Annotated in this window: 15 protein-coding genes and 4 pseudogenes; 9 read left to right on the top strand and 10 right to left on the bottom strand. The window is 59.3% G+C overall.

Features of this window, described 5'->3' with window-relative positions; all coding sequences use genetic code 11:
• Positions 1-175 precede the first annotated feature (175 nt).
• Positions 176-1,071 (top strand): annotated as a pseudogene (locus tag NE852_RS00345) (LysR family transcriptional regulator).
• Positions 1,072-1,216: 145 nt separating this feature from the next.
• On the opposite strand, the gene NE852_RS00350 reads toward NE852_RS00345, so the two are convergent.
• Complete coding sequence (locus NE852_RS00350; RefSeq protein WP_258155633.1) at positions 1,217-2,770, bottom strand: ISL3 family transposase; 1,554 nt, start codon at positions 2,768-2,770, stop codon at positions 1,217-1,219.
• 502 nt (positions 2,771-3,272) lie between these two features.
• Between NE852_RS00350 and NE852_RS00355 the strand changes: the two genes are divergently transcribed.
• Entirely contained in the window at positions 3,273-3,509 is a 237-nt protein-coding gene (locus NE852_RS00355; RefSeq protein ID WP_158464442.1) for a hypothetical protein, read from the top strand.
• 77 nt (positions 3,510-3,586) lie between these two features.
• Here NE852_RS00355 and NE852_RS00360 read toward each other — a convergent pair whose 3' ends face one another.
• On the bottom strand, positions 3,587-4,603 hold the full coding sequence (locus NE852_RS00360; RefSeq protein WP_052034595.1) for a sensor histidine kinase: 1,017 nt from the start codon (positions 4,601-4,603) through the stop codon (positions 3,587-3,589).
• 203 nt (positions 4,604-4,806) lie between these two features.
• Here NE852_RS00360 and NE852_RS00365 point away from each other — a divergent pair.
• Positions 4,807-5,344, top strand: a pseudogene (locus NE852_RS00365) (PAS domain-containing protein); the annotation flags it as partial.
• On the opposite strand, the pseudogene NE852_RS00370 reads toward NE852_RS00365, so the two are convergent.
• From NE852_RS00370 to NE852_RS00380, 3 genes and pseudogenes are all read right to left on the bottom strand, one after another.
• Positions 5,322-6,282, bottom strand: a pseudogene (locus tag NE852_RS00370) (ISNCY family transposase); the annotation flags it as partial. The pseudogenes NE852_RS00365 and NE852_RS00370 sit on opposite strands and share 23 nt — an antisense overlap.
• A gap of 240 nt (positions 6,283-6,522) precedes the next feature.
• Entirely contained in the window at positions 6,523-7,509 is a 987-nt protein-coding gene (locus NE852_RS00375) for a hypothetical protein (protein WP_008534187.1), read from the bottom strand.
• A gap of 101 nt (positions 7,510-7,610) precedes the next feature.
• Entirely contained in the window at positions 7,611-7,976 is a 366-nt protein-coding gene (locus NE852_RS00380; RefSeq protein WP_258155634.1) for a DUF1007 family protein, read from the bottom strand.
• Between the two features lie 75 nt (positions 7,977-8,051).
• Between NE852_RS00380 and NE852_RS00385 the strand changes: the two genes are divergently transcribed.
• A complete protein-coding gene (locus NE852_RS00385; RefSeq protein WP_008536882.1) occupies positions 8,052-9,062 on the top strand; it encodes an IS30 family transposase in 1,011 nt (336 codons plus the stop codon).
• Positions 9,063-9,087: 25 nt separating this feature from the next.
• On the opposite strand, the gene NE852_RS00390 is transcribed toward NE852_RS00385, so the two are convergent.
• From NE852_RS00390 to NE852_RS00405, 4 genes and pseudogenes are all read right to left on the bottom strand, one after another.
• The gene (locus NE852_RS00390; RefSeq protein WP_258155635.1) at positions 9,088-9,393 is read right to left on the bottom strand and encodes a DUF1007 family protein; all 306 of its coding nucleotides are present in this window, start codon (positions 9,391-9,393) and stop codon (positions 9,088-9,090) included.
• A 730-nt stretch (positions 9,394-10,123) separates the two neighbouring features.
• Positions 10,124-11,138 (bottom strand): annotated as a pseudogene (locus NE852_RS00395) (nucleotidyl transferase AbiEii/AbiGii toxin family protein).
• Positions 11,131-11,700 (bottom strand): DUF6088 family protein, encoded by a 570-nt coding sequence (locus NE852_RS00400; RefSeq protein ID WP_225884183.1) that lies wholly within the window; start codon positions 11,698-11,700, stop codon positions 11,131-11,133. Before NE852_RS00400 ends, NE852_RS00395 begins: the two are co-directional and overlap by 8 nt.
• A gap of 145 nt (positions 11,701-11,845) precedes the next feature.
• Positions 11,846-12,055, bottom strand: a complete 210-nt coding sequence (locus tag NE852_RS00405; RefSeq protein WP_004672578.1) for a hypothetical protein — start codon at positions 12,053-12,055, stop codon at positions 11,846-11,848.
• A 323-nt stretch (positions 12,056-12,378) separates the two neighbouring features.
• Here NE852_RS00405 and NE852_RS00410 point away from each other — a divergent pair, with 323 nt between their 5' ends.
• On the top strand, positions 12,379-14,988 hold the full coding sequence (locus NE852_RS00410) for a hypothetical protein (RefSeq protein WP_258155636.1): 2,610 nt from the start codon (positions 12,379-12,381) through the stop codon (positions 14,986-14,988).
• A gap of 208 nt (positions 14,989-15,196) precedes the next feature.
• On the opposite strand, the gene NE852_RS00415 is transcribed toward NE852_RS00410, so the two are convergent.
• Positions 15,197-15,487: a hypothetical protein gene (locus NE852_RS00415; protein WP_004672580.1), complete on the bottom strand. Its 291-nt coding sequence runs from the start codon at positions 15,485-15,487 to the stop codon at positions 15,197-15,199.
• A gap of 25 nt (positions 15,488-15,512) precedes the next feature.
• Here NE852_RS00415 and NE852_RS00420 point away from each other — a divergent pair, with 25 nt between their 5' ends.
• The 4 genes from NE852_RS00420 to sctJ all read left to right on the top strand — a co-directional run bounded on the left by NE852_RS00420 (position 15,513) and on the right by sctJ (position 19,970).
• The gene (locus tag NE852_RS00420) at positions 15,513-18,053 is read left to right on the top strand and encodes a hypothetical protein (RefSeq protein WP_225884182.1); all 2,541 of its coding nucleotides are present in this window, start codon (positions 15,513-15,515) and stop codon (positions 18,051-18,053) included.
• A gap of 305 nt (positions 18,054-18,358) precedes the next feature.
• Positions 18,359-18,616 (top strand): hypothetical protein, encoded by a 258-nt coding sequence (locus tag NE852_RS00425; RefSeq protein ID WP_008534237.1) that lies wholly within the window; start codon positions 18,359-18,361, stop codon positions 18,614-18,616.
• 50 nt (positions 18,617-18,666) lie between these two features.
• Positions 18,667-19,143, top strand: a complete 477-nt coding sequence (locus NE852_RS00430) for a hypothetical protein (protein WP_004672583.1) — start codon at positions 18,667-18,669, stop codon at positions 19,141-19,143.
• The gene (gene sctJ, locus NE852_RS00435) at positions 19,140-19,970 is read left to right on the top strand and encodes a type III secretion system inner membrane ring lipoprotein SctJ (protein WP_008534240.1); all 831 of its coding nucleotides are present in this window, start codon (positions 19,140-19,142) and stop codon (positions 19,968-19,970) included. The genes NE852_RS00430 and sctJ overlap by 4 nt, the downstream gene beginning before the upstream one ends.
• Positions 19,971-19,972: the final 2 nt, after the last annotated feature.

Here is a 19,972-nt window from a genome sequence, read left to right on the forward strand (position 1 = left end):
GTCCTTCGCAGGATCCAACATGGATCACTAGGTCAAATTTTTGACTGCTTCCTCGGCCATCACATACCAAATACAGGGCCAGTTAAATAAGGATTGAAGGTGCCGGCCGGCCTGAAGCAAGGTCGGCGCCGGCAAGGGCGATCTTTTTCAGTACAAGTGCGAGTATCCATAACTCATGGTATCAACGCGGGCCGACCTTGAAACTTTCGTCGCGATCGCGCGTGCGGGGGGTTCCGAAAGGCCGCCGCGCTTCGCGGCGTTTCCGGGTCTGCCCTCAGCCACTCGATCAGGGGTTTGGAGGCCCGTCTGGGCGTCCGTCTGTTTCATCGGACAAGCAGGAGCATCAGTCTCACCGCCGCCGGCGAAGTGCTGCTTGCCGAACTGGAGCCCCGTTTCCTCGGCATTCAAGCTGCGATGGATCTCCTAGACAGTTTCAGGAGCGGGCCTACGGGCAGAGTGAGAGTGACCACCCTGCGTGACGCCGCCGAGCTGCTGATCGCTCCTCGACTGCACAGTTTTCGCAAGAGCTACCCAGATGTCGAGGTCGAAGTCAGCGTCGAGGATCGCTTCATCGATATGGTCGCCGAAGGTTTTGACGCGGGCATCCGTTATGGGGGAACGGTTCCCGAGGGGATGATCGCGTCGCGTCTGACATCCGAACTCGAATGGATCGTAGTCGGTTCTCCGGCCTATCTCAACGAACGAGGGCGGCCCGCGCGGCCGGAAGATCTCTTGACGCACGAGTGCATCCGGATCCGAACCGGTACAGATCACCTCTGCAAATGGGAACTTGGCGACGGCGATCGCATGGTTTCTCTCGACGTTCCGGGACTTCTCACGCTCGGAGATTCGGAACTATCTATCCGCATGGCGGAGGAGGGAGGCGGTCTCTTTTATTGCCTGCAGGCCCGGGTCGAGGACAAACTTGCGGCCGGTTCACTCGAAGTCGTGCTGCCGGACTGGACCTCTACCGGGCCGGGTTTTCATGCATACTACGTTTCGCATCGACAGGTGCCGTCCGCTCTCCGGACGTTTCTCGACTACCTTAAGGCGCCGGTTGCGGGCGATTGAAGTGACGACCAGACGAGACAGCTTCACCAGGCAGGAGAATCGCACATGGATGGTAAGGAGTTGTTTTGCTGAGGCAAATCGACTCAAGAACTCTCCGATATGTGTTTCGGCGTGCAAATTTGGGTCTGACGCAATCTCGATGACATCAGGGCGCTCCGACAATACGTGCTTCGAGCAGATCCAGCTTTCCGCGGCCGTACATCTGCCGCTTGATGAGTTTGAGCTTGGTGATCTGGCCCTCAGTCTGGCCGTTCGACCACATCGAAGTTATTGCATTCTGGACCGCTGCCCGGTCGCGGATGACGCCGTTGGCGAATGACGCGACCAGGCTTCTCGCCGCGCGGTCGATCCAAGCTTCCAGATCATCTTTAGACTTGCTGCGCAGCATTTTGTGGAAGCTCTCGACGACATCCCTGGCCTCGACAAGATCCGGTAGCCTCTCTTCGATGGCGGCGACTGTCATCGTTTGAGCCGTGGTCAGGTTGTTGCGTTCAAGCGTCATCAGGCGGACGATAGTGCGTGCGGCCGGCGCATGTCCGAGTCCGTTCTCGGCCTTTTCGGCACGCCTTCGCCGCGTTGCCCATTCGGTGACAACACGCAGACCGCCGCCGAAGCCAGCCAACCGAAGCTGCCGCCAAAGTTCAGCGCCGTTCCGCAATCCGGCGTCCCATTGCGCTTCAAGCCAAGGGAGATGCGGTTCCAGGGAAGTTTGCCGGATCCGAAAGATGTCGGTCCGCTGACCACGGACGACACTGCGAACCAGCTTTCGGCTGTGCCCGGTTCTGCGCACGATCTCCTTGATGGATACGCCTTCGCTGACGAGACCACGGATGACGGCGTTTGCCTCTTCACGCCGCAGATATCCCTCATATTGCAGTCGCTCGGCAGCTGTCAGAAGCTTTGGATTTACAGTTGCTGTGCCGATTGCAATGCGGACCTGCCGCATTGACTTGCGAACGGCGTCAAGAAAGGCGTGGCTGGCGTTTTCCATCAGATGCCAGCGGTCGGCGACCTGTTCGGCGTGTGGCAGGGCTTGTGCAGCGGCCTGCGCATACCCGCCGCCGCGGTCTCGTGCGACGATTTCGATCTGCGGCTGCTCGACCAGCCAAGCCTTTGCGGTCGAGGGTTCTCGGTCGGGCAACAACGCGATCGTCTTTCGCCGTTCCAGATCGCAGATGATAGTGCCATATCGGTGATTGCGACGCCACGCCCAGTCATCAATGCCGATGACGCTTGGCGGCGGTGGTGGTGGGCGATCATATCGGCGAACGGTTCGAAGCAGCGTGTCATTGCTAACCGGTAACCCGAGACGATCTGCGAACCGTGCTGCTGGCCGACCACCCAATGCCAAAGCGAGATGGTGAACCAAGGTCTCCAGGCGCGCTGTCCGGCGGGCCATGGGTCGGATCACGCCATCACCGAAACGCTCGGCGAAAATCTTTCGCTGGCAATGGACGACAATGCAGACGAAGCGTCGGACCGTCAGGTGCAATTTGATCCTTCGGCCCGCACACGGCAGATCGGTGATAATCCGAGAATAGCGACTATGAACACGATGGGAGGTCGTGCCGCATTCGGGACACCTGCAACCTCGGGACTGACCATGTGCGGTGACGACGATCACATCGGGTCTGTGATGCACTGCCTCCACGTTCAACTCGGCAGGGATTAAATCGGAAGGCTGAAAATAAGCTCGCATGGCGCTGATTCTCCTTCAAGAACCAGGCCAGTAGAATCCGAAACATCATCGAGAATGAGTCAGACCCAAAATTGGACGCCGATAAGGGGTGAACTTTGGACGCCGATTGACAGTCGGCAGCATTCTGATCAGCGAAGGCCTTGCAGTACCATTCGTCTGCGGCCGCAAGAGCTGTCCTCCGAGGCCGAGACCATGGTGCAAGGCATAGCCGACGAAATCCGGTGGACCCGTTGGATAGTGAGCGCCTTATGACGACCATCGAAAAAAGCGCGCCCCTGACTCCTTTTTTGAAAGGAACGAAATGGGAACATTCCTGAGGCGCTCTATTCCATCTCGAATACGGAGGATCCGGCATGCCTACGGTGTTGTTCAGACACGACCAAGACATCTCGCTTAATGATGTACTGAAGATTGCAGTAGAACGTTGCAGGCAGTGCTATGAAGTGTTCGCGGAAGATGGTTCGAGGTCTCGTCGGACGCTATGTCGCGGCGAGCGCGGGACGTGTCTGATGCCCTCGATTTCAGTGAAGAACCATATTTCTCGCCGGAGACGACGAGGAAGGTTCTTAAGCTTCGCAATGCGGTGTGGGGTATGTGCTTCGACTATCTCGGTGAATGCGGCCACCTGGGCAAATCAACCGACCTTCTCAGGATGGACCAGGACCTGGAATACGTCGTCGAAAAACTCGTCATCTACCACCTGTCTCCTCAGGAGATCGAAGAGGCTGAGGCCGAGTAGGCGCATGAAGGCCAGTTGTTTCGCTGATCTTGGCATCGGCGACGACACGGAGCCTCGGGGCAGCATTTGACATCTCTTCATACTTCAAGATCCGGACAATTTTGATATTGCAGTTTCTGAAGCGATGCCTCGAGGTCGAGCTTGAAGCCGGTTGCGGCGTAGTCAAACGAGACGTCTCCGAAAGCGGACAGGCTCGTATTGACCAAGCGGGAGCCGAAGCCCTTCTTCTTTGGGGCTTCCACGGCTGGGCCACCGCTCTCTTGCCAATGGAGATTGAAGCGATCGTCGCCGACATTTTTGCGCACGGACCACTCGATCTCGACAGTTCCTGTATCCCCTGATAGAGCCCCGTACTTTGTCGCATTGGTGACAAGCTCATGCAGCACGAGGGCGAAGCCAAGAGCCGCTTGCGGGTTCAGGCTGACTGCCGGACCGCTTGCTTTGATGCGGCTCGGTTCAACGCCGAGATTCACCGCGGTCGCTTCGATGATCGTATCGACGGCTGCGGATAACCAGTTCTTCTGCAGCAAAATATCGTGCGCGTTTGCATATGCCTTGATGCGCGACGAGATCGACTGCTCCGCGGCTTCGATGCTGGCGGCGTTCCGGAATGACTGGTTGGTGATCGCCTGAACGACTGCCAGCGTGTTCTTGATGCGGTGAGAAAGTTCGTGCATCAGGACGCGCTGTCGCTCCTCATTTTCCCGCTGCTCGGTTCGATCCCTGAGGATCTTCACGAAGCCTTCGAGTTCGCCATCATCCGATCTCAACGCCATCATCTGGCCCGACGCCCAGAATAACGAGCCGTCCTTTCGAAGGTGCCAGCGCTCATCATCTCCATGGCCCTGGGTCAGTGCGGCGGTCATTTCCCGTTGAGGAATGCCCGCCGCGCGGTCTTCCTCAGTGAAAATAACGGCCACGGGATGGCCGACGATTTCGGTCTCATCCCATCCGAGAATTCGGCGGGCACCCTCATTCCAGGTGATCACTCGGGAGTCGAGATCCAGGGCGATGATCGCATATTCGATGGCACTCTGAAGGATTGCTTCGAGAAAGCGCTCCCGAGCGCGACTGGAGGTGGAAATGGAGTTCATGATTTTATTCTGCGCCTGATCCTTCCGGTCGCGCAAGCGGAATTGCCTTACCTCATCCCATACAGGCGCAATGACAACGCCATCGAACCGTGACTCCCGGACGGGCTGGTCGGGAAGCCTGCCGCATAGGCCAAGTCGGTCGATCGTCTTTTAGGAAAAAGACGGCGTGCGACGTTATCGGACCTCTTATTGAGCGTGGAAGGATGACGACCCAATTTGACAAAGACTTACCTTCGGTATCGTCAGAAGCAGCCTTGGCCGACCGGAAAGAACTTGCGGCGGTCGCGTTCGAACGAATAGGATGCCGATGGTCGTCAATGACGCGCGCAAGCCGGATCTGCCGATCGGGCTGGCCTACAGATCATTCCTCGAGCTGACCGGTTGCGCCGCCGGAGAGGTGCTGGGCCGGAATTGTCGTTTCCTTTAGGGCCCGGCGACGTCTCCGATCGCCGTCGCCGAACTTCGCGCTGCATCGCCGACGAGCGGGAGGTGAGCGTCGAGATCTTGAATTATAAGAAGAACGGGGAGCAGTTCTGGAACCGCTTGCATTTAAGTCCCATCCATGGGGACGACGGAAGGATGCTTTATTTTTCGGATCGTAAATCGACATGACGGAGTACCGGCGGATAGAGGCGCTGGAAGCGTCCGAGCATCGGCTGCTGACGGATCGGCCACCGGTCGAAGAACGTCCTCGCCATCGCGGACAGCATTGTTCGCCTCACCAACGCCGACGATCCGGCCGGAGGCGGGCAAAGAGGGCGAGATTGTAAGCGACCACCGATGACCAGACATAAGCCTTGAAGTGGTCGAGCCCACGCCAGGTGCAGCGCCCCAAGCCACAAGCGCGTTTCAAACATGAGATGCCGGCCTCGATGCCGGCGCGGAAGTTTCTGAGCTTGCGATAGACCCCGGCTACCGACCATATCTTCGATCTTGAGGCCGCACTTCTTGTGGAAGGCCATGTCGCGGATGCCGCAGGCTTTGGCTCGGCTCAAATTATCGCGGCTGGCATAGCCGGCCCTGATGCGGCGCCTGGCCATAAAAGGCGATGTGGCGTTCCAGCATCGGCAGCAAACGCTTGCTGTCTGCCGGTTGCCGGTTTCGACGACGAGGTCGAGGACCAGTCCGCTTCTGCCGGTGGTCAGATTGAGTTTGTGGCCGTAGTCGACGTCGCGGCTGCCTTCGACGATGATGTCGGCATGCGGCTCGAAGAGGCTCACCAGCTTCTCGCCAGCCGGCACCGGCTCGCCGGCCAGGACCCGCCGTTCGGTCTGGCCGATGATCCGGTCGATCAGCAGCTTATAGTGGCGGAGCTGGGTCTGCCACAGTTCGCCGGCCGGGCCAGCCGTCAGGGGCAACTGTTCACTCGCCTGCTGCAGATAACTCAAGGTCGTGCGCGTGATCTTGAGCAGTTCGCGGTAGTGCTTGATCCGTTTGGGGCGGCCGCGGGTATTCGATCGCTCGAGCCCGCTTCTTTGCCGCGCGGCGGTGGTCGTGCCATGGGATGGCTCTACCCAGTGCCACGGCCTGCTGCAACAGCCGCACCGTCACCCGGACAGCGTCCCATAATAGGCTACGGTCGCTCGGCTCATGGATCAGTGCGGCGGTGACGTGCTGTCGACGCGCACGACCTTGCCACTTTCCAGCTTCTCCTGCCGGGCGCTCGCCAGCAGCACCCTGCCAGAATAATTTTGCCCTGCGAGGAAAAGCAAAATTCGTGCGTGTTTGTGCCTGTGGTTCCCGAGGTTGCGAGTGTCGCGGCATTCAGGATAGAACGAGCGAGTTCCATCTCAGTGTGCTCCAAGCATTGGCGGCGACGAGGAGGCTGCTGCAGCAATGTTATACGCAGAGGACTTTGGTCGTCAAAGCTAAAGGTGACATTCAAAACGACGATCGTTTTCTCAGATGCCACCCGCTTTTCAATTGGATGCTTGGCAGAGGGGAATTGGACGCGGCGGTGGTGCTGGATGATCCTGCTTATATCTTGCGATGATCGGCTCCAGCCGCTCTTTCGGCCAGAACTGCGGAGAGCCGATCTCGCCAAGGCAGGTAGCGTTCCAGTATGATCCAGCGCTTACTGGCGACTTGCCCGATGTCGTTGCCCGGCCGACCGCGGCGATGTCGCGCGCCTCCGGGTAGATATAGAGCGTCGTCGGATTATCCTTGACCATCGACAAGACTTCCGGGGTCTCTTCCGGCGACCAGCTGGTGCATCCGTCGCTTCGCCCGCCCGCATAGGTGACCAACTTCTCGACAGGGACATAGCCTTTCCGATCGGCATATGGGCTCTCCGGCTTTTTCTGCATGCAGATCCCAGAGACGAGCGCCGCAGCATGCCCGCCGATGGCGCGTTGTCTGGCGTTGGCGGTATCGCCGATCCCATCGAATTGAACAAACGAGCGGGTCAAAACCGCCTCTCTGTTAGAAGGCGCCAGATAATAGCCTTTGAACGAGGTCTTGATCTCGCTTGTCAGATACGCGCCGGCGGTCAAGTTTGAGTCCAGCGCGTTGCCAAAATTCTTAGCGCATTCCCGGCCGTTGGAGAAGTTGACCACGCCAGGGAGGTTGAGGCCGCCACCATGCCCTGCCGAGATCACCCGAAACGACTGCTTCGCCTCGCAGATCACGTAGAACCAGCCAACTGTCAGATCGTTGGGTCGTGTCGCATCCATTGCGAAGTAACAGGCGTTCTTGACCGTTCCCTCCGCGACCTTCTCCAGATATAACCTCCGCGCCCGCTCCAGAACCACGCGCGTGATCTGGCCTTTCCCGTCGCCGACGTAGTCTGCTATCCAAGCCGGGAAAGGCGAACTCTTGCCCGCGGCACGTGCGGGAGTTGATCCGGACAGCATTGGTGCCAGGATGACCAACCCCGTTGCTAGCAAAAGGTTGAGCCTGGAACGCATCTGGTGCTCTCCGTGATGTAAACAAAGACCTGAATGACATCGATCATCATGACAGAGGCGACAACGAGGTTCGATAGTTCGCAATTATGCCTCGACACTCCTTAACAGCGCACTTCCAATCGGGTCGCAACAATCTGCGAGTAGTCTGTGCCCACTGGATCGTTGAAGAACATCGTCGTCAGCATCGCCTGATTTTCGGAAAGGATTTCTTTCGAGCCAGGCCTGACGACTTTGTGAGTGCAACCGCTAAAGCCTTCGCCCGAGATTTTCAGATCGGCATCGCTGGCAAAATCGAGAGCAGTATAGAGTGTCGGATCATAAACGCCGAAAACAATCAATCCTTTGAGCGGCGTCTTGGCCATTGGCTTCTGTGCGAAAGACAGGGTGAGGGAGCCGTTCTCATAGGTCCCATGCAGGATGTCCGGCTTCGCAAGCGCGAGTGTTTTCCCATTGATCGTGATGTTCATATAATAGGGTGGGTTCAAGGATGAAGTGCGACTTGCGAATGATACCAATGGGTTATCACTCGCAAGGAAGATGCAATGAAACGGACCTACTCCCATATTGATCTGGATGAACGACGCAAGATCGCCCGGTGGCGAATGACTGGCCTGAGCGTTGAGAGTATTGCCGAGAAGCTCGGCCGGCATCGTTCGACGATCTTTCGGGAGATCAAACGCAACACGTTTATCGACAACGATGTTCCGGATCTCAACGGCTACTACTGCGTCACAGCGCATGATATCGCTTGTGACCGGCGTACGAAGCTGCGGAAGCTGGCGCGCTTCTCTGACGTCAGACAATCTGTCATCGACCGGATCGTACACGGCTGGTCGCCACAGCAGATTGCAGGACGCATGCGCCTGGAACGCCATCCGATCTCTGTCAGCCACGAGACGATCTACAAGTTCGCATATTCGCCCGACGGGCACGCCATCAAGCTGTGGCGGCACCTACCGGAGCATCGTGCGCGACGCCGACCACGACATGCCAGACGCAAGCATGGTCAACGGTTTAGCCCGGAACTCAACATCTTGCGGCGCCCCGATGTCGTTGCCGAGCGCAAGCAGTTTGGGCATTGGGAATGCGACCTGATCCAGTTTCGGAAAAAGTTCGGCAAGGCCAATGTGACGTCGCTGGTCGAACGAGTCAGCCGCTTCGCGATCTTCCTGCGCAACAATGACCGTCAGTCCCGTCCTGTCATGGACGGCCTTGTTCAAGCACTGCAGGCCCTGCCCCACCTTGCTCGCCGTTCCATCACCTTCGACCGGGGGACGGAGTTCACTGACTGGCCGTATCTGCAAGCCAGCATCGGCGCCCAAACCTGGTTTTGTGATCCGCAATCGCCCTGGCAAAAAGGCACCGTCGAGAACACCAATGGCCGGGTCCGGAAATGGCTTTCGAGAGAGGTCGATCCACTGTCCGTGACCGACGCCGACCTGATCGACGTCTGCAATCGGCTCAATGATACGCCACGCAAATGTCTTGGCTATCGAACGCCCGCAGAGGTCTTCCGCAAGAAACTGCTCGCCCAGATGCGGTATGCAGGTTAGCTTGACCAAGCCCGCAAGTCGCGGTTCAGCATGAACTCACATAGTTGTACTGCGCAAGCGACTCCCGGACTGTTTTGGCGACGGCAGCAACTTCCGCAGGGTCGAGGGCATTGTTGCGGTTCTTGTCGTAGTCGAGCAGCACTGACGACGAAAACACCTCATCGAACTGCCATGTGTCGCGCAGCTCCTGGAGGCTTCCATCGGGCGCCGCGACCGCCTCGAATTTCGCATCAACGAAGATATGGGGATGGGCGAACGTGTTAGTCGGCATCCCGAGGAGGAGAAGTGAAATTGCCATAGTGGCGTGGCGGCGTTTGTTCGCGAGGCTCATGCTACGTGAGTGTCGAGAAGATTGCGACGGATTTAAGTTTCGATCGCCGTGGTTTACCGGAATGCACCTTCCGCTATTTCGCCGCCGAGACGTTGGTCGAGTTCCTCGTGCTGGCCGTTGCGGCAACTTGGCGATTCACGCCGCCACCGCGCGCCTATCGCTGCGGCAGCACAGCCGGCTTCGACGCATCTTCATTCAGACAAGGCGATGGCAAAAATCATCGTCACGCCCGGGCGCGCTGGCCCTGTCGAGATTGCGGCCTTCCTGATGAAAGGCGACATCGATCCGCTGGACGCCAAGAAGTGACCGTCGTCTTGTCGACCCCCCTGCGGGAATAGAGCCAATCAAGCGTGCGGCGCGCCAGTGGGAGGATGGCACTTGGCGCGAGAACGTGCCGTTGCGGCAAGTGGAACATCCGTGTCGATTCTCGCGTCAGCGATTTTGAGCTTGCTCGGGCTTCCGGCGAGATTGAAATTGGGAATTAGAATGCCTTCACTGCAAACACACCGGATCTTCGTTTTACGTGGCGCAACTTTCCTCAAACGAACCCGCGCCCGTGCGGTATTTGGCCACATCCTCGCCGAGGCCGGAGCCGGAATAACCGGGTCACTCTCATCACATCAAGGGTGCCTGCCACGAGCAAACGCCTAATAATTGGCGCGAAGCCAAACCGCGTCGGTGACAGGGCACTCACAGTAATGGGCAGGTGCGGCTGTGGGCCGGCAATTGCTTATTTTGACGCGTCGCTTTTGTTGGCATGCGCCTGAATTTGCGTGCATCGCTCGATCAGGTGCTCGAACGGCTCGGAATCGCCGAGCAGCAGGCCGTCGTCGACCATGCGCACGTAATCCTCGCCGAGCGCACGCAGACCTTCTCCGGATGGCGTCAGAACCAGATTGCCGTTGACGGCTGCGGCGTAGTCGATGGGCGAGCGGTCGGCCGCCTTTTCCGCAAAAAACATGGATTTGTGTTTCGCCACGGCATTGGCGAGTTGCCGATCCGCGGATGCTTTGTCGGCGAAACCAGCATCGTCCAGCCGGACGACATCATGCCAGTGGCGGGCAAAACGATCGCCGCGAAGGCGCTCCTGCAGGCAGAAGACATGGATGGCGGTCGCTTTCTCCCAGAACGTCCGCTCCGCGTGCATGACGCGGGGACTCGCTTTCGGAAATTCGACACCATCAACCTGGCCCGACGCGTCACAGTCGATATCGCGGATACTGGCCGGCTCGCCGGTCGACGCGCTCCGAATTCGAGCATGACGCTCGGGGCGACATAGCCGGATCCGCTGCTCACCGCTTCATAGTCGAGGTAGAGCGTATCGTCCTCGAGGCGGATTGCCGCCGGAAGAGATTGAACGCGCAACGCGCCATAACCGGCTCCACCGAGCCCGCCACCCAGACCGGAAGCCGCTTTCGCACCTCGCTGGTCCAGTGTTTCTCCTCGCTGCGGGTTTTCGGCAGTGCTTCGTCATTGTCGCCAACAGTCCGGCGCCAGGGCGCGGATATCGTAGGTCAGGTCGACATCCTCGGAGAACCTTTTGATGACACCGTAGGCTTTCGAAAGCGAGGTGCCGCCCTTGAAGACGAGATGCTCACCGAGCTTGGACGAAAAGAGCGTCTGCAGCGTCCAGACGACCCAGACATCCTTTTCGAGGAGATGAATGGGCCGTCCGCTGTGGTCGGCTGCCACAGCCAAGGCTTCGCGCCGGTCATCTTTGACAAGCTCAGGAATAGATCAGCGATGCGCAGCCCTTCCTACGCTTCTTGCAAGCCAGGTCGGAAACTGCGGAGCCGCCGCCACCAGCTCGCCGAACGCCTCCGGCGGCAGCTTTCGCTTGATCCGCGACAGTGCTTCATCGGCCCTCTCCGGCCCAAGCCATGCAAGTGCGCGGACCGCCACGCCAGCAGGTCGATCGGCCAAGGCCAATTGCCAGCGCGGCACGTGCTTGAGCTCGACCGTCTGCTGTCCAAGGGTCATCGTCCGGCTACGGCCGGATGTCAGGTAGACGGAGCGGACCGGGACCTGGGAGGTCAGGCCCAGGGCATTTGCCGCGGCGGCGCCATTCGAGACGATGACCTCACCGCGCTGCTGCGCCACCGCCTCTACGGCCTGTTCGACCGTCGGCGGCCGACTGCCAAAGCGACTTTTGACGGGCCGCATATAGATACCACGGCCCGCCCGGACGAGCTCGCCACGCTCGGCCAGGCGCGACAGAGCCTGATCCAGGGCGGCTCGATTTCCGAGATGCAAAAAACTCTTTGCCGAAAGCGCGGATCCTTCCGGCAGTCGTTCAGCATGTCCCATGATTTGCTATGTCAGCTTTTGCATGGCATTTCTCTTGTCAGAAATATATGCAAGTTTCTGACAGTTTGCAATGAGAGGGGAAGACGGCGAGCCCGGACGGTGCTGACCAATTTTTATCGGTCAGTGACCCGCTGTCTCTTCACAATCACGATTCATCTATCAGGCCGTCAAACACTTCCACCATCGCATCGCTGATGGCCTTGCCTAGCGCGGCTGCAGCGTTTGCAAGCGCCTCGTCGTCCATATCGCGAGCGGCCATCGCAAAAGCAGTTCCCTCGGACGTTACGATTTCCCGCGCCCGCTCAATTGCCCAAAGGCCGAAGTCGCTGCGGCTGCTGATTTCCACGGTTTCCATGTTGTCCCCTGATTTGTTCGAGAGGACGGCTTATACCGATTTGCCGGACAATGCAGTCTGAAAACCGAGCCCGAGGACCGACTTCGATCTGTCTCGTGAGCGCATTCCCTACGGGAGCGTGCTCTATTGCGCCGCACCTTGGCGACTGCGGTGTCACCAGCATTTGTACTGCGGTATAATTTGGAAGCGCTATGTGGGGGTCAATGGTTCAATTTTGCCGCTCCGATAGCACCCATTTGTCATATCACTGAAAAACTTCTGACCTAACGAGGCTTTCCGGGCCTCCGTTCAGGGTGCGGCCGTCGATCAGGAGTGACGAAATCATGTTGGAACGTGTTGGCAGCGGATCGAAAGAGGTCGAAACCCTGGTCGTGGACCTCGGCCAGAAAGACGTGACTGGCCGTTCTGCATCGACAAAAACCATCGACGCCGGCGAAATACGCAAGATCGCGCCGAGCGGCAACGGGCAGGCACTCGACATCTCCGCTGCGCGGGGCTTCGTCGGATTTACCCAGAGCAAAAGCGGCGCCACCGCGATCCTGGTCGATGCAAAGGTGAGCACGCCCGAAACCGACCCGGGCAACGATCTCAAGATCGACCTGGACGGCTTGAAAAAGGTTGCCGCTTCCGAATTCGGCAGCACCGTGCCCAATAATATCACTCACCTGTTCAACCCGACCATCGAGGCGATGGCCAACCAGTTTTACGGGGGAGACAGCGTCGAGGTCCGCGACAGGTTCAAGGCCGACGTCAAGGCGCTTCTCGGTCCGCTGCTCGACAAGGTTGGCGCGGGAGAAATCGGCATTGGCGATCTCGCCGGCAATCTGGAGCGCCTGACCTCGCGTCTGATCGCTCCCGGCGGCAAGGAAGTCTGGGGTTACCGTCACGCGGTGCAGACCGCGCTGGAAGGGCTCGTCATGAGCGCCAGCCTCGTCTCGAAGATGCCGGCCAATCCGGACTGGGACAAGAATTTCTCGCCGCTGCCTTCCAGCAATCTCGCCAGCTATTCCTTCAACGACGTCATGGCTATGATCATGGTCGGCACTGGGCTGGCCGGCAAGGAGATCGCCGCCAACGGCTCAGGTGACGGACGCTTCTTCGCCGGCAGCGGCGGCGACGCCTGGATCGCCGAGCGTATGTTCGGCACCAAGGACAATGGCTGGAGCAAGACCATCCAAAATCTCGATCTGCCCTATATCGACAGCGACTATCTGACATCGAGCCTCAAGAAGATGGACCTTGTCATGTCGGGCTCGGATGCCATCGAGCCGGTCGTGGAGCGCCCGATCGACGAGAACGACATCCTGGAAAGCAAGCTGCTGCGCGGCTACGCTCCGTCGACCGCCTATGAGCCGACGCTGAAGAAGCTCGACGAACTCAAATACGGCATTCTCGGCGACGCCGTGAAGGACGTGAGCCGGGATTTCGTCGCGCCCGACAACATGGACCACCTCGACCAGCTGACGCCGGAACAGAAGGCGACGCTGCTCTACGATCTCATCGAGATCAAACAGCAGTTCAATGGCTATATGAACCAGTATGGCGACAGCGTGCCCGATGGCGAGCGCGTCGGCAAGGACCTCGATGCGCGGATCGAAAAGCTGACGGCCGATCCGGCGACGCAGCAGCATCTCTCGGATATCTTCGCGAGCGGCATGAAGGAATATCTGCAACGCCCGGCGAATTCCGATCTGCTCACCAACATCGAAGACGCCTATCTGATCGATATCGGCGGCGGCAAGGCGATCGACCGGGCGCTGAGCGCCGGCAAGAGCTTCGAAGATGCCCTGAAGGATTATTATTCCGAACTCAACACCCTCGTCGATCTCCTGCCCCAGGATTATATCGATGCGCATCTCGACGCCGCGAACGTCACCTTCGCCAATATCGTCAAGGAACATTATATCGGCGACGGCCAGGGTGTCGATCTCGAGCCGCTGCTGTCGGGGCCGGATGACACCTTCGAGCCCGGGGCGACGAATGACGCCATCAGCCAGTTGGCAAACACCTTCGCCGAGGATTTCATCAGCAAAAACGGCCCGGCCGATGGCGGCGAGACGCTGAAACAGAACCTGGCACAGGACATAGCACGCGACGTCGACGGCGTTCTGCGGATGATGCGCGGCGGTATGAAGCTCGACGATGCGCTTGCCTCCTTCAAGGATTCGCTCGATCTGCCGCGCCAGACCCGGACACCTGCCGGCATCGATGCCGAAGTGTACAAGGCCGGTCTGATGCACGCCGTGCAGATGCTGACGATGTCGAGCGTGCTGGTGGCGCGCGGCCTCGGTGTCGGCGGCAAGTGGACGCCGGCCGATATCGCCGCTGCGGTCGGCTCGGCGACACAGATCGTCGGCATGACGATGGAAGGTCTCGGCAAGAACCTCGACGTTGCCGGCAAACCGTTCAGCGCCTTCGGCAATCAGCCTGGCAGCTGGGGCAAGGGGATCTCGATGAACTTCTCGCCGAAGACGATGGAAGCGGCAGGCAAGATCCTCGGCGCGGCCGGCGGCCTCGCCATGGCCGGCCTCGGCTTCTATTCGGCGTCGCGGTCGATGAAGGCCGGCGACCGCGCCAAGGGCGCGCTCGAAATAATCGGCGGCATTGCCGGTACCGGCAACGCGCTCATCGGTTTCTCCGAGGCGATGCTTTATCTGACCAATGCCATGTCCCGTGCCTTTTCCGGACTCGGAACGGTGGCGCCGGAAGTCGTGACCATCTTCAGCAGCGCCGCCAAAACCGGCCTTGCCGCGGCCGGACTGGTCACCGGCCTCGTTGCCTCGGCCGTCGGGCTAGCGCTTGGCCTGTGGGATATGGCCAATGGCGTGAAGAAGCTCGACAAAATGGAAAAGCAGCTGAACGAGAAGCTTGAACGCTACACCGGCGAGTCCGTGCATCTCGAATTTGGGCCAGACCCGTCATTCATCTGGTAGAGGCAGAGGGGCGGCAACGATGACCGCCACAGCCTGGGAAATACCCTGCGACCCCTCGGTAAAAATGTGATTTTTGATCTCCAGGCGCGAGGCCGCTGCATTTTATGCAACCGCGATGTCGCGATCGGGCTTGAATTATCACGCAAAGGTCGATCTTATGCCTAACGTAAGGTAAACGACGTCATCCGCGAAAAGCGGAAAAAGAAAATCAAAGGGAACGCATGTCATCGATCGCACCAGCATCTTCGGATATCGATACGGTTTCATTTCTCCGGCTAAACGCCAATTCCGATCCAAAGTCCGAAAATTCCACGAGCCAGGGCAAAACCACGAGCACCACGGTCAAGAAGGCATCGCCTTTTGCCTCTGACGGGACCACGACGGCAGCCCTGACGATTTTCTCCTCTATATCGGCGCAGACGAGCAGTCCGAAGTTCGTTTCGCTGGCCGCCACGTCGAATGGCACGTCCCGCCCTACCGCGCCGATCCAGCCGGTCATCGATCTCCTGTTCAATTCCGATTTCATGAGCGAGATCAATCAGGGCTTCATGGAAGGGCTGAAGGACAAGGACAAATCCTTCGAGAGCATCGACGTCGTCAAAAACCCTCACAATTACACTGCCGAGCAGAAACTGATCATGTATCTCGATCTGCTTCAGACCAAGGCGACCTTCGGCCAATACAAGGACAGCCTCGGCGACAACCAGCGCGGCATCTACAACGACCAGGAGATCCTGAAGGATCTCGACAAGTCGATCGCCATCCTGGGCTCGGACCCCGACGTCAACTCGCTGATGACGGAGAAGGCGCTGAAGGCCTTCAAGCTGATCTTCTCCGGTTATCGCGTGGCGCCGCCCGATACGAACAAGGACGCTTCCGAGATCATCAACGACACGATAACGCGTGACGAGAAGATGAAGGACCTGCGTACGAAGGTCGAGGATGCCTTTGAGCGCGACATCGTCAATGGCGGCCTGCTGAATGACGGTCTCAAATCCGGCAAGGACGTCACCACCATTCTCAAGGAATATAATGCCGCCCTCGGCTTCTATTCCATGGTGCTTCCCGACGATTTCGTAAAGCAGCGCTCGGCGATTGCCGACAAGACCTATGCCGAATTCTTCGACAAGAACGTGCTGCCGACGATCTCCGATCCGACGACGGCGCTCGATGGCCTGATCCGCATGGGACTGGCCGGCAACAAGACCGAGCGGGAACTGAAGGGGCTCGGCTCCATCCTGCCGGTTATGGATTTCGACCAGTCGCTCGGGCTCGGCGGCAGCCTGTTCCCCGATCTCAAGATCGACCTCGACGGTTTGAAAAAGGTTGCCGCTTCCGAATTCGGCAGCACCGTGCCCAACAATATCACCCACCTGTTCAACCCGACCATCCAGGCGATGGCCAACCAGTTTTACGGGTCAGACAGCCCCGAGGTGCGCGATCAGTTCAAGGCCGACGTCAAGGCGCTTCTCGGTCCGCTGCTCGACAAGGTAGGCGCCGGAGAAATCGGCATCGGCGATCTCGCCGGCAATCTGGAGCGCCTGACGTCGCGCCTGAGCGCACCCGGCGGCAAGGAGGTCTTGGGCTACCGCCATGCGGTGCAGACCGCGCTGGAAGGGCTCGTCATGGGCGCCAGCCTGGTCTCGAAGTTGCCGGCCAATGCCGAGTGGGACAAGAGCGTCTCGCCGCTGCCCTCCAGCAATCTCGCCAGCTATTCGTTCAACGACGTCATGGCGGCGATCATGATCGGCACCGGGCTGGCCGGCAAGGGCATTGCCGCCAACGGCTCAGACGGCGGGCGCTTCTTCGCCGGCAGCGGGGGCGACGCCTGGATCGCCGAGCGCATGTTCGCCACCAAGGACAATGGCTGGAGCAAGACCATCCAAAGTCTCGATCTGCCCTATATCGACAGCGAATATCTGACATCGAGCCTCAAGGACATGGGACTTTCCATGTCAGGCCTGATGAAGACGCTGATGCCCGGCACGGATGTGATCGATCCAATCATCGTCGACGGCAAGACCGCCGAAGAGGCGATCAAGAAGATCATCGCCCCGAGCCTCGACGCGCTGGCGGAAACCCTGTTCAAGGGCAATGCCGATGCCATGGCGCAATACAAGACCAATTTCACGACGATCTTCACCGCGCTTTGGGCGACGATGCGACCGGGCGGCAGCGTCGAAACGATCAAGGCCGACCTTGCCAAGCTGATCGACAAGACCGCGACGGCGGCGCCGGCAGGGGTCGATCCTGTCAAATACAAGGCGGCGCTCTCTTCCGGCGTGATGTCGGTGCTCACCGCATCCCGCTCCATCTATGCCGGCCTCAACATGACCAGCCCGACCTGGGACAGCATCGGCATCGTGGTTCTGCACGCCCTTGGCGCTCTCGCGCACATGGGCAGTGCGCTCGGCTCGGCGATCAAAGCCTCGAATTTTTCGCTGCTGGATGGGATCAGTTCACTCGTCGGCGTTTCCGACGAGCTGGCGCGGGCGCAGCGCAGCGTGCTCTCCGCCTTTTTCAAGAATACCGGGACGACGGTTGGCGCCGTTGCCGGCGTCGCCTGGCTGCCGGTGGAATATTACCAGTTCCTGCAGGGGCTCACCAGTGGCAAGGGCGATCCGGTCGATCTCATCTTCATGGGTATCGGAACCGCGGCGGACACGGTCGGCGCGATCGAGGGCATCGCAGGCGTTGCCAATATGCTGGTGAATTCCACCTTCCTCGGGCGCACGGGCGCAACGGTAGCGCTCGTCTCCGGCGGCTTCTCGCTCGCCTTCGCAGTCGCCTGCGCGGTGTCCTGGGCGGCCTGGGCGGGCTTTGCCATCTACCAGAGCATCAAGCAGGAAAAAGCCTTCCACAAGCAGACCGACATGATGAACGACATGCTTAAGCGCACTGTCAACGACACGGTCGGCATCTACGCCAAGACCGGCCCGATCGTCGGCGCCAAGGGCGGCGTCGCCCCCGCGCCCCGCGACCCGGAACAGCGCGAGCTGACCCCTGAGAACTGGGACGCGATCATCGCCGATATCGAGAAGCGCCGCGGTACGGCGGTGGGCTGATCCGGGACGCTTTCGCAACACCAAATATCTGGGTACTCACAGGCCCGGTTGGCGTAGAGGCAGTCTGGCCTGTGAACATTTGATAGCAATAAATTTAAGTATGAATTTCATGCGCAATCTGGATATCTGCTGCGCTTTACGGATAAAAAACGTTCAATTTTAATATAAAGGTCGATAAAGTTGTCAATGCCGATTGCAAGTTCCGAAAATTAACCATCGGTTAAGTTTAAACAATTGACCGGCCGTTTTTTTATCCATATCAAATCATGCATTCATTTTGATAACTCCTTGATGGAAGTGCTCATATGGCCGTAGATTCAGTGAACTCCGACCTCAACCTGGCGCTCGCAAACCCTGTCTCGGTGGAGCTGACGACCGATAAGACGGGTTCCAAGGACACCACCGGCAGCACGACGAAAAAGGTCGATCCGAACAGCGAGAGCGAGATACTCTCCGCTGCCGTGGACGCGTTTCTGCCAGGCATGATTTCCAACACCCTGATGCTGAACAATTCGCTTTTCAATTTCGCCAAGGAGGCGATCGACGAAGGCAGCGACGAGTAGCGTTCCCGTTCATCGTTTGCAGTTGACGTGTACCGAGTTGAGGAATTGCAATGAGCGGAGAAGAACTTACCGGCCGCGCCTTTACGCCGCCCGTTGATGGCGTATCGACAGGCAATGTGCTGAAGACCTCGGAGATCGTGGCGGAGCGGATCGGGCTGCAGCCGGCGGATTTCGCCGGCCTTCGGCCAACCGAACTCACCTCCATTCCCAACATCCAGGGCCGCAAGATCGCGCCTGAGTCCGACGCCGTCCCGCCCTCCTATTCACCGGAAGGCAATACCAGGCCCTCCAGCATTCTCGACCGGCTGTCGGCATTCTTCATGCCGGTGGCCGGGAACGGCCAGCCGGAGACGCCGCTGGTGCGATTTGCCGCGGACAAGGATCACAGCGGCCCGAAGATCGAAGACATCACGACATCGATCGACCGGCTGGAGAAATCACAGCAATTCGCGACCGGCACGACGCTGCTGTCGTCACTCACCCAGTCGGTGATGTCGTCGTCCAAACGGCTGACGCAGGGCCAGTGAATATCATGATCACATCGGCCCTTGCGAGATCACCGATCACTTCGCCCGCGCGCAAAGTCCTTCCGAAGGCCGCCATGCTCGCCCTCTGCCTGTTCCTCGCCGCCTGCAGCCAGGACGTGCTGACGGGACTCGATCAGCGCGATGCGTTGGATGCTCAGGTCCTGCTCGAACGCGCCGGCATCTCCGTCACCATGAAGAGCGAAAAGGGCGGGACCTATGCGATCGCCGCTGAATCAGCCGATCATGCCCGGGCGATCGAGTTGCTGGCGGGCGCCGGTCTGCCGCGTCAGTCGTTCGGAAATGTCGCCGAACTCTTTCCCGGCAACGGCTTCCTTGTGACGCCTTACGAACAAAAAGCCCGGATGAGCTACGCCATCGAGCAGCAGCTTGCCGAAACGCTTTCGGGGCTTGACGGCGTGGCGACGGCGCGCGTCCATGTGGTGCTGCCGGAGGAAAACGGCCGCGGGCTCATCAAGGAAAAGGCGAGGGCGGCGGCCGTGTTGCAATATCGCCCCGGCGCCAATCTCAACGAGATCGACATGAAAAGCCGGTCCGTTCTGGTCAACAGCATCCGTGATCTCTCTTACGAAGATGTCTCGGTGGTGGTCAGCCCCTGGTCGGAGGTCGGCGCGCCGGCGGCCCCGCCGGCAACGGCAGCATCGGCCCCGGCGGCAACCGTGACGCCGGCACCCGCCGCAGCGCCATTCTCGATGGTGCAAAGCGCTCTCTCGGCTTTCAAGGCCCCCAATCTGGCCGTGATCGGCGCAATTATCCTCGCCATCGGGGCATGCCTGCTGCTGCTGTTGCCGCAGCGGAAGGAGCGCTGAGC

It is taken from the genome of Rhizobium sp. Pop5, assembly GCF_024721175.1.
Classification (GTDB): Bacteria; Pseudomonadota; Alphaproteobacteria; order Rhizobiales; family Rhizobiaceae; genus Rhizobium.

Bases quoted from the DNA above. Each gene is read 5' to 3' on its own strand.
- NE852_RS00350 (WP_258155633.1), bottom strand. From the start codon at position 2,770: ATGCGAGCTTATTTTCAGCCTTCCGATTTAATCCCTGCCGAGTTGAAC.
- NE852_RS00360 (WP_052034595.1), bottom strand. From the start codon at position 4,603: ATGAACTCCATTTCCACCTCCAGTCGCGCTCGGGAGCGCTTTCTCGAA.
- NE852_RS00375 (WP_008534187.1), bottom strand. From the start codon at position 7,509: ATGCGTTCCAGGCTCAACCTTTTGCTAGCAACGGGGTTGGTCATCCTG.
- NE852_RS00380 (WP_258155634.1), bottom strand. From the start codon at position 7,976: ATGAACATCACGATCAATGGGAAAACACTCGCGCTTGCGAAGCCGGAC.
- NE852_RS00385 (WP_008536882.1), top strand. From the start codon at position 8,052: ATGAAACGGACCTACTCCCATATTGATCTGGATGAACGACGCAAGATC.
- NE852_RS00390 (WP_258155635.1), bottom strand. From the start codon at position 9,393: ATGAGCCTCGCGAACAAACGCCGCCACGCCACTATGGCAATTTCACTT.
- NE852_RS00400 (WP_225884183.1), bottom strand. From the start codon at position 11,700: ATGGGACATGCTGAACGACTGCCGGAAGGATCCGCGCTTTCGGCAAAG.
- NE852_RS00405 (WP_004672578.1), bottom strand. From the start codon at position 12,055: ATGGAAACCGTGGAAATCAGCAGCCGCAGCGACTTCGGCCTTTGGGCA.
- NE852_RS00410 (WP_258155636.1), top strand. From the start codon at position 12,379: ATGTTGGAACGTGTTGGCAGCGGATCGAAAGAGGTCGAAACCCTGGTC.
- NE852_RS00415 (WP_004672580.1), bottom strand. From the start codon at position 15,487: ATGACCGGCTGGATCGGCGCGGTAGGGCGGGACGTGCCATTCGACGTG.
- NE852_RS00420 (WP_225884182.1), top strand. From the start codon at position 15,513: ATGAGCGAGATCAATCAGGGCTTCATGGAAGGGCTGAAGGACAAGGAC.
- NE852_RS00425 (WP_008534237.1), top strand. From the start codon at position 18,359: ATGGCCGTAGATTCAGTGAACTCCGACCTCAACCTGGCGCTCGCAAAC.
- NE852_RS00430 (WP_004672583.1), top strand. From the start codon at position 18,667: ATGAGCGGAGAAGAACTTACCGGCCGCGCCTTTACGCCGCCCGTTGAT.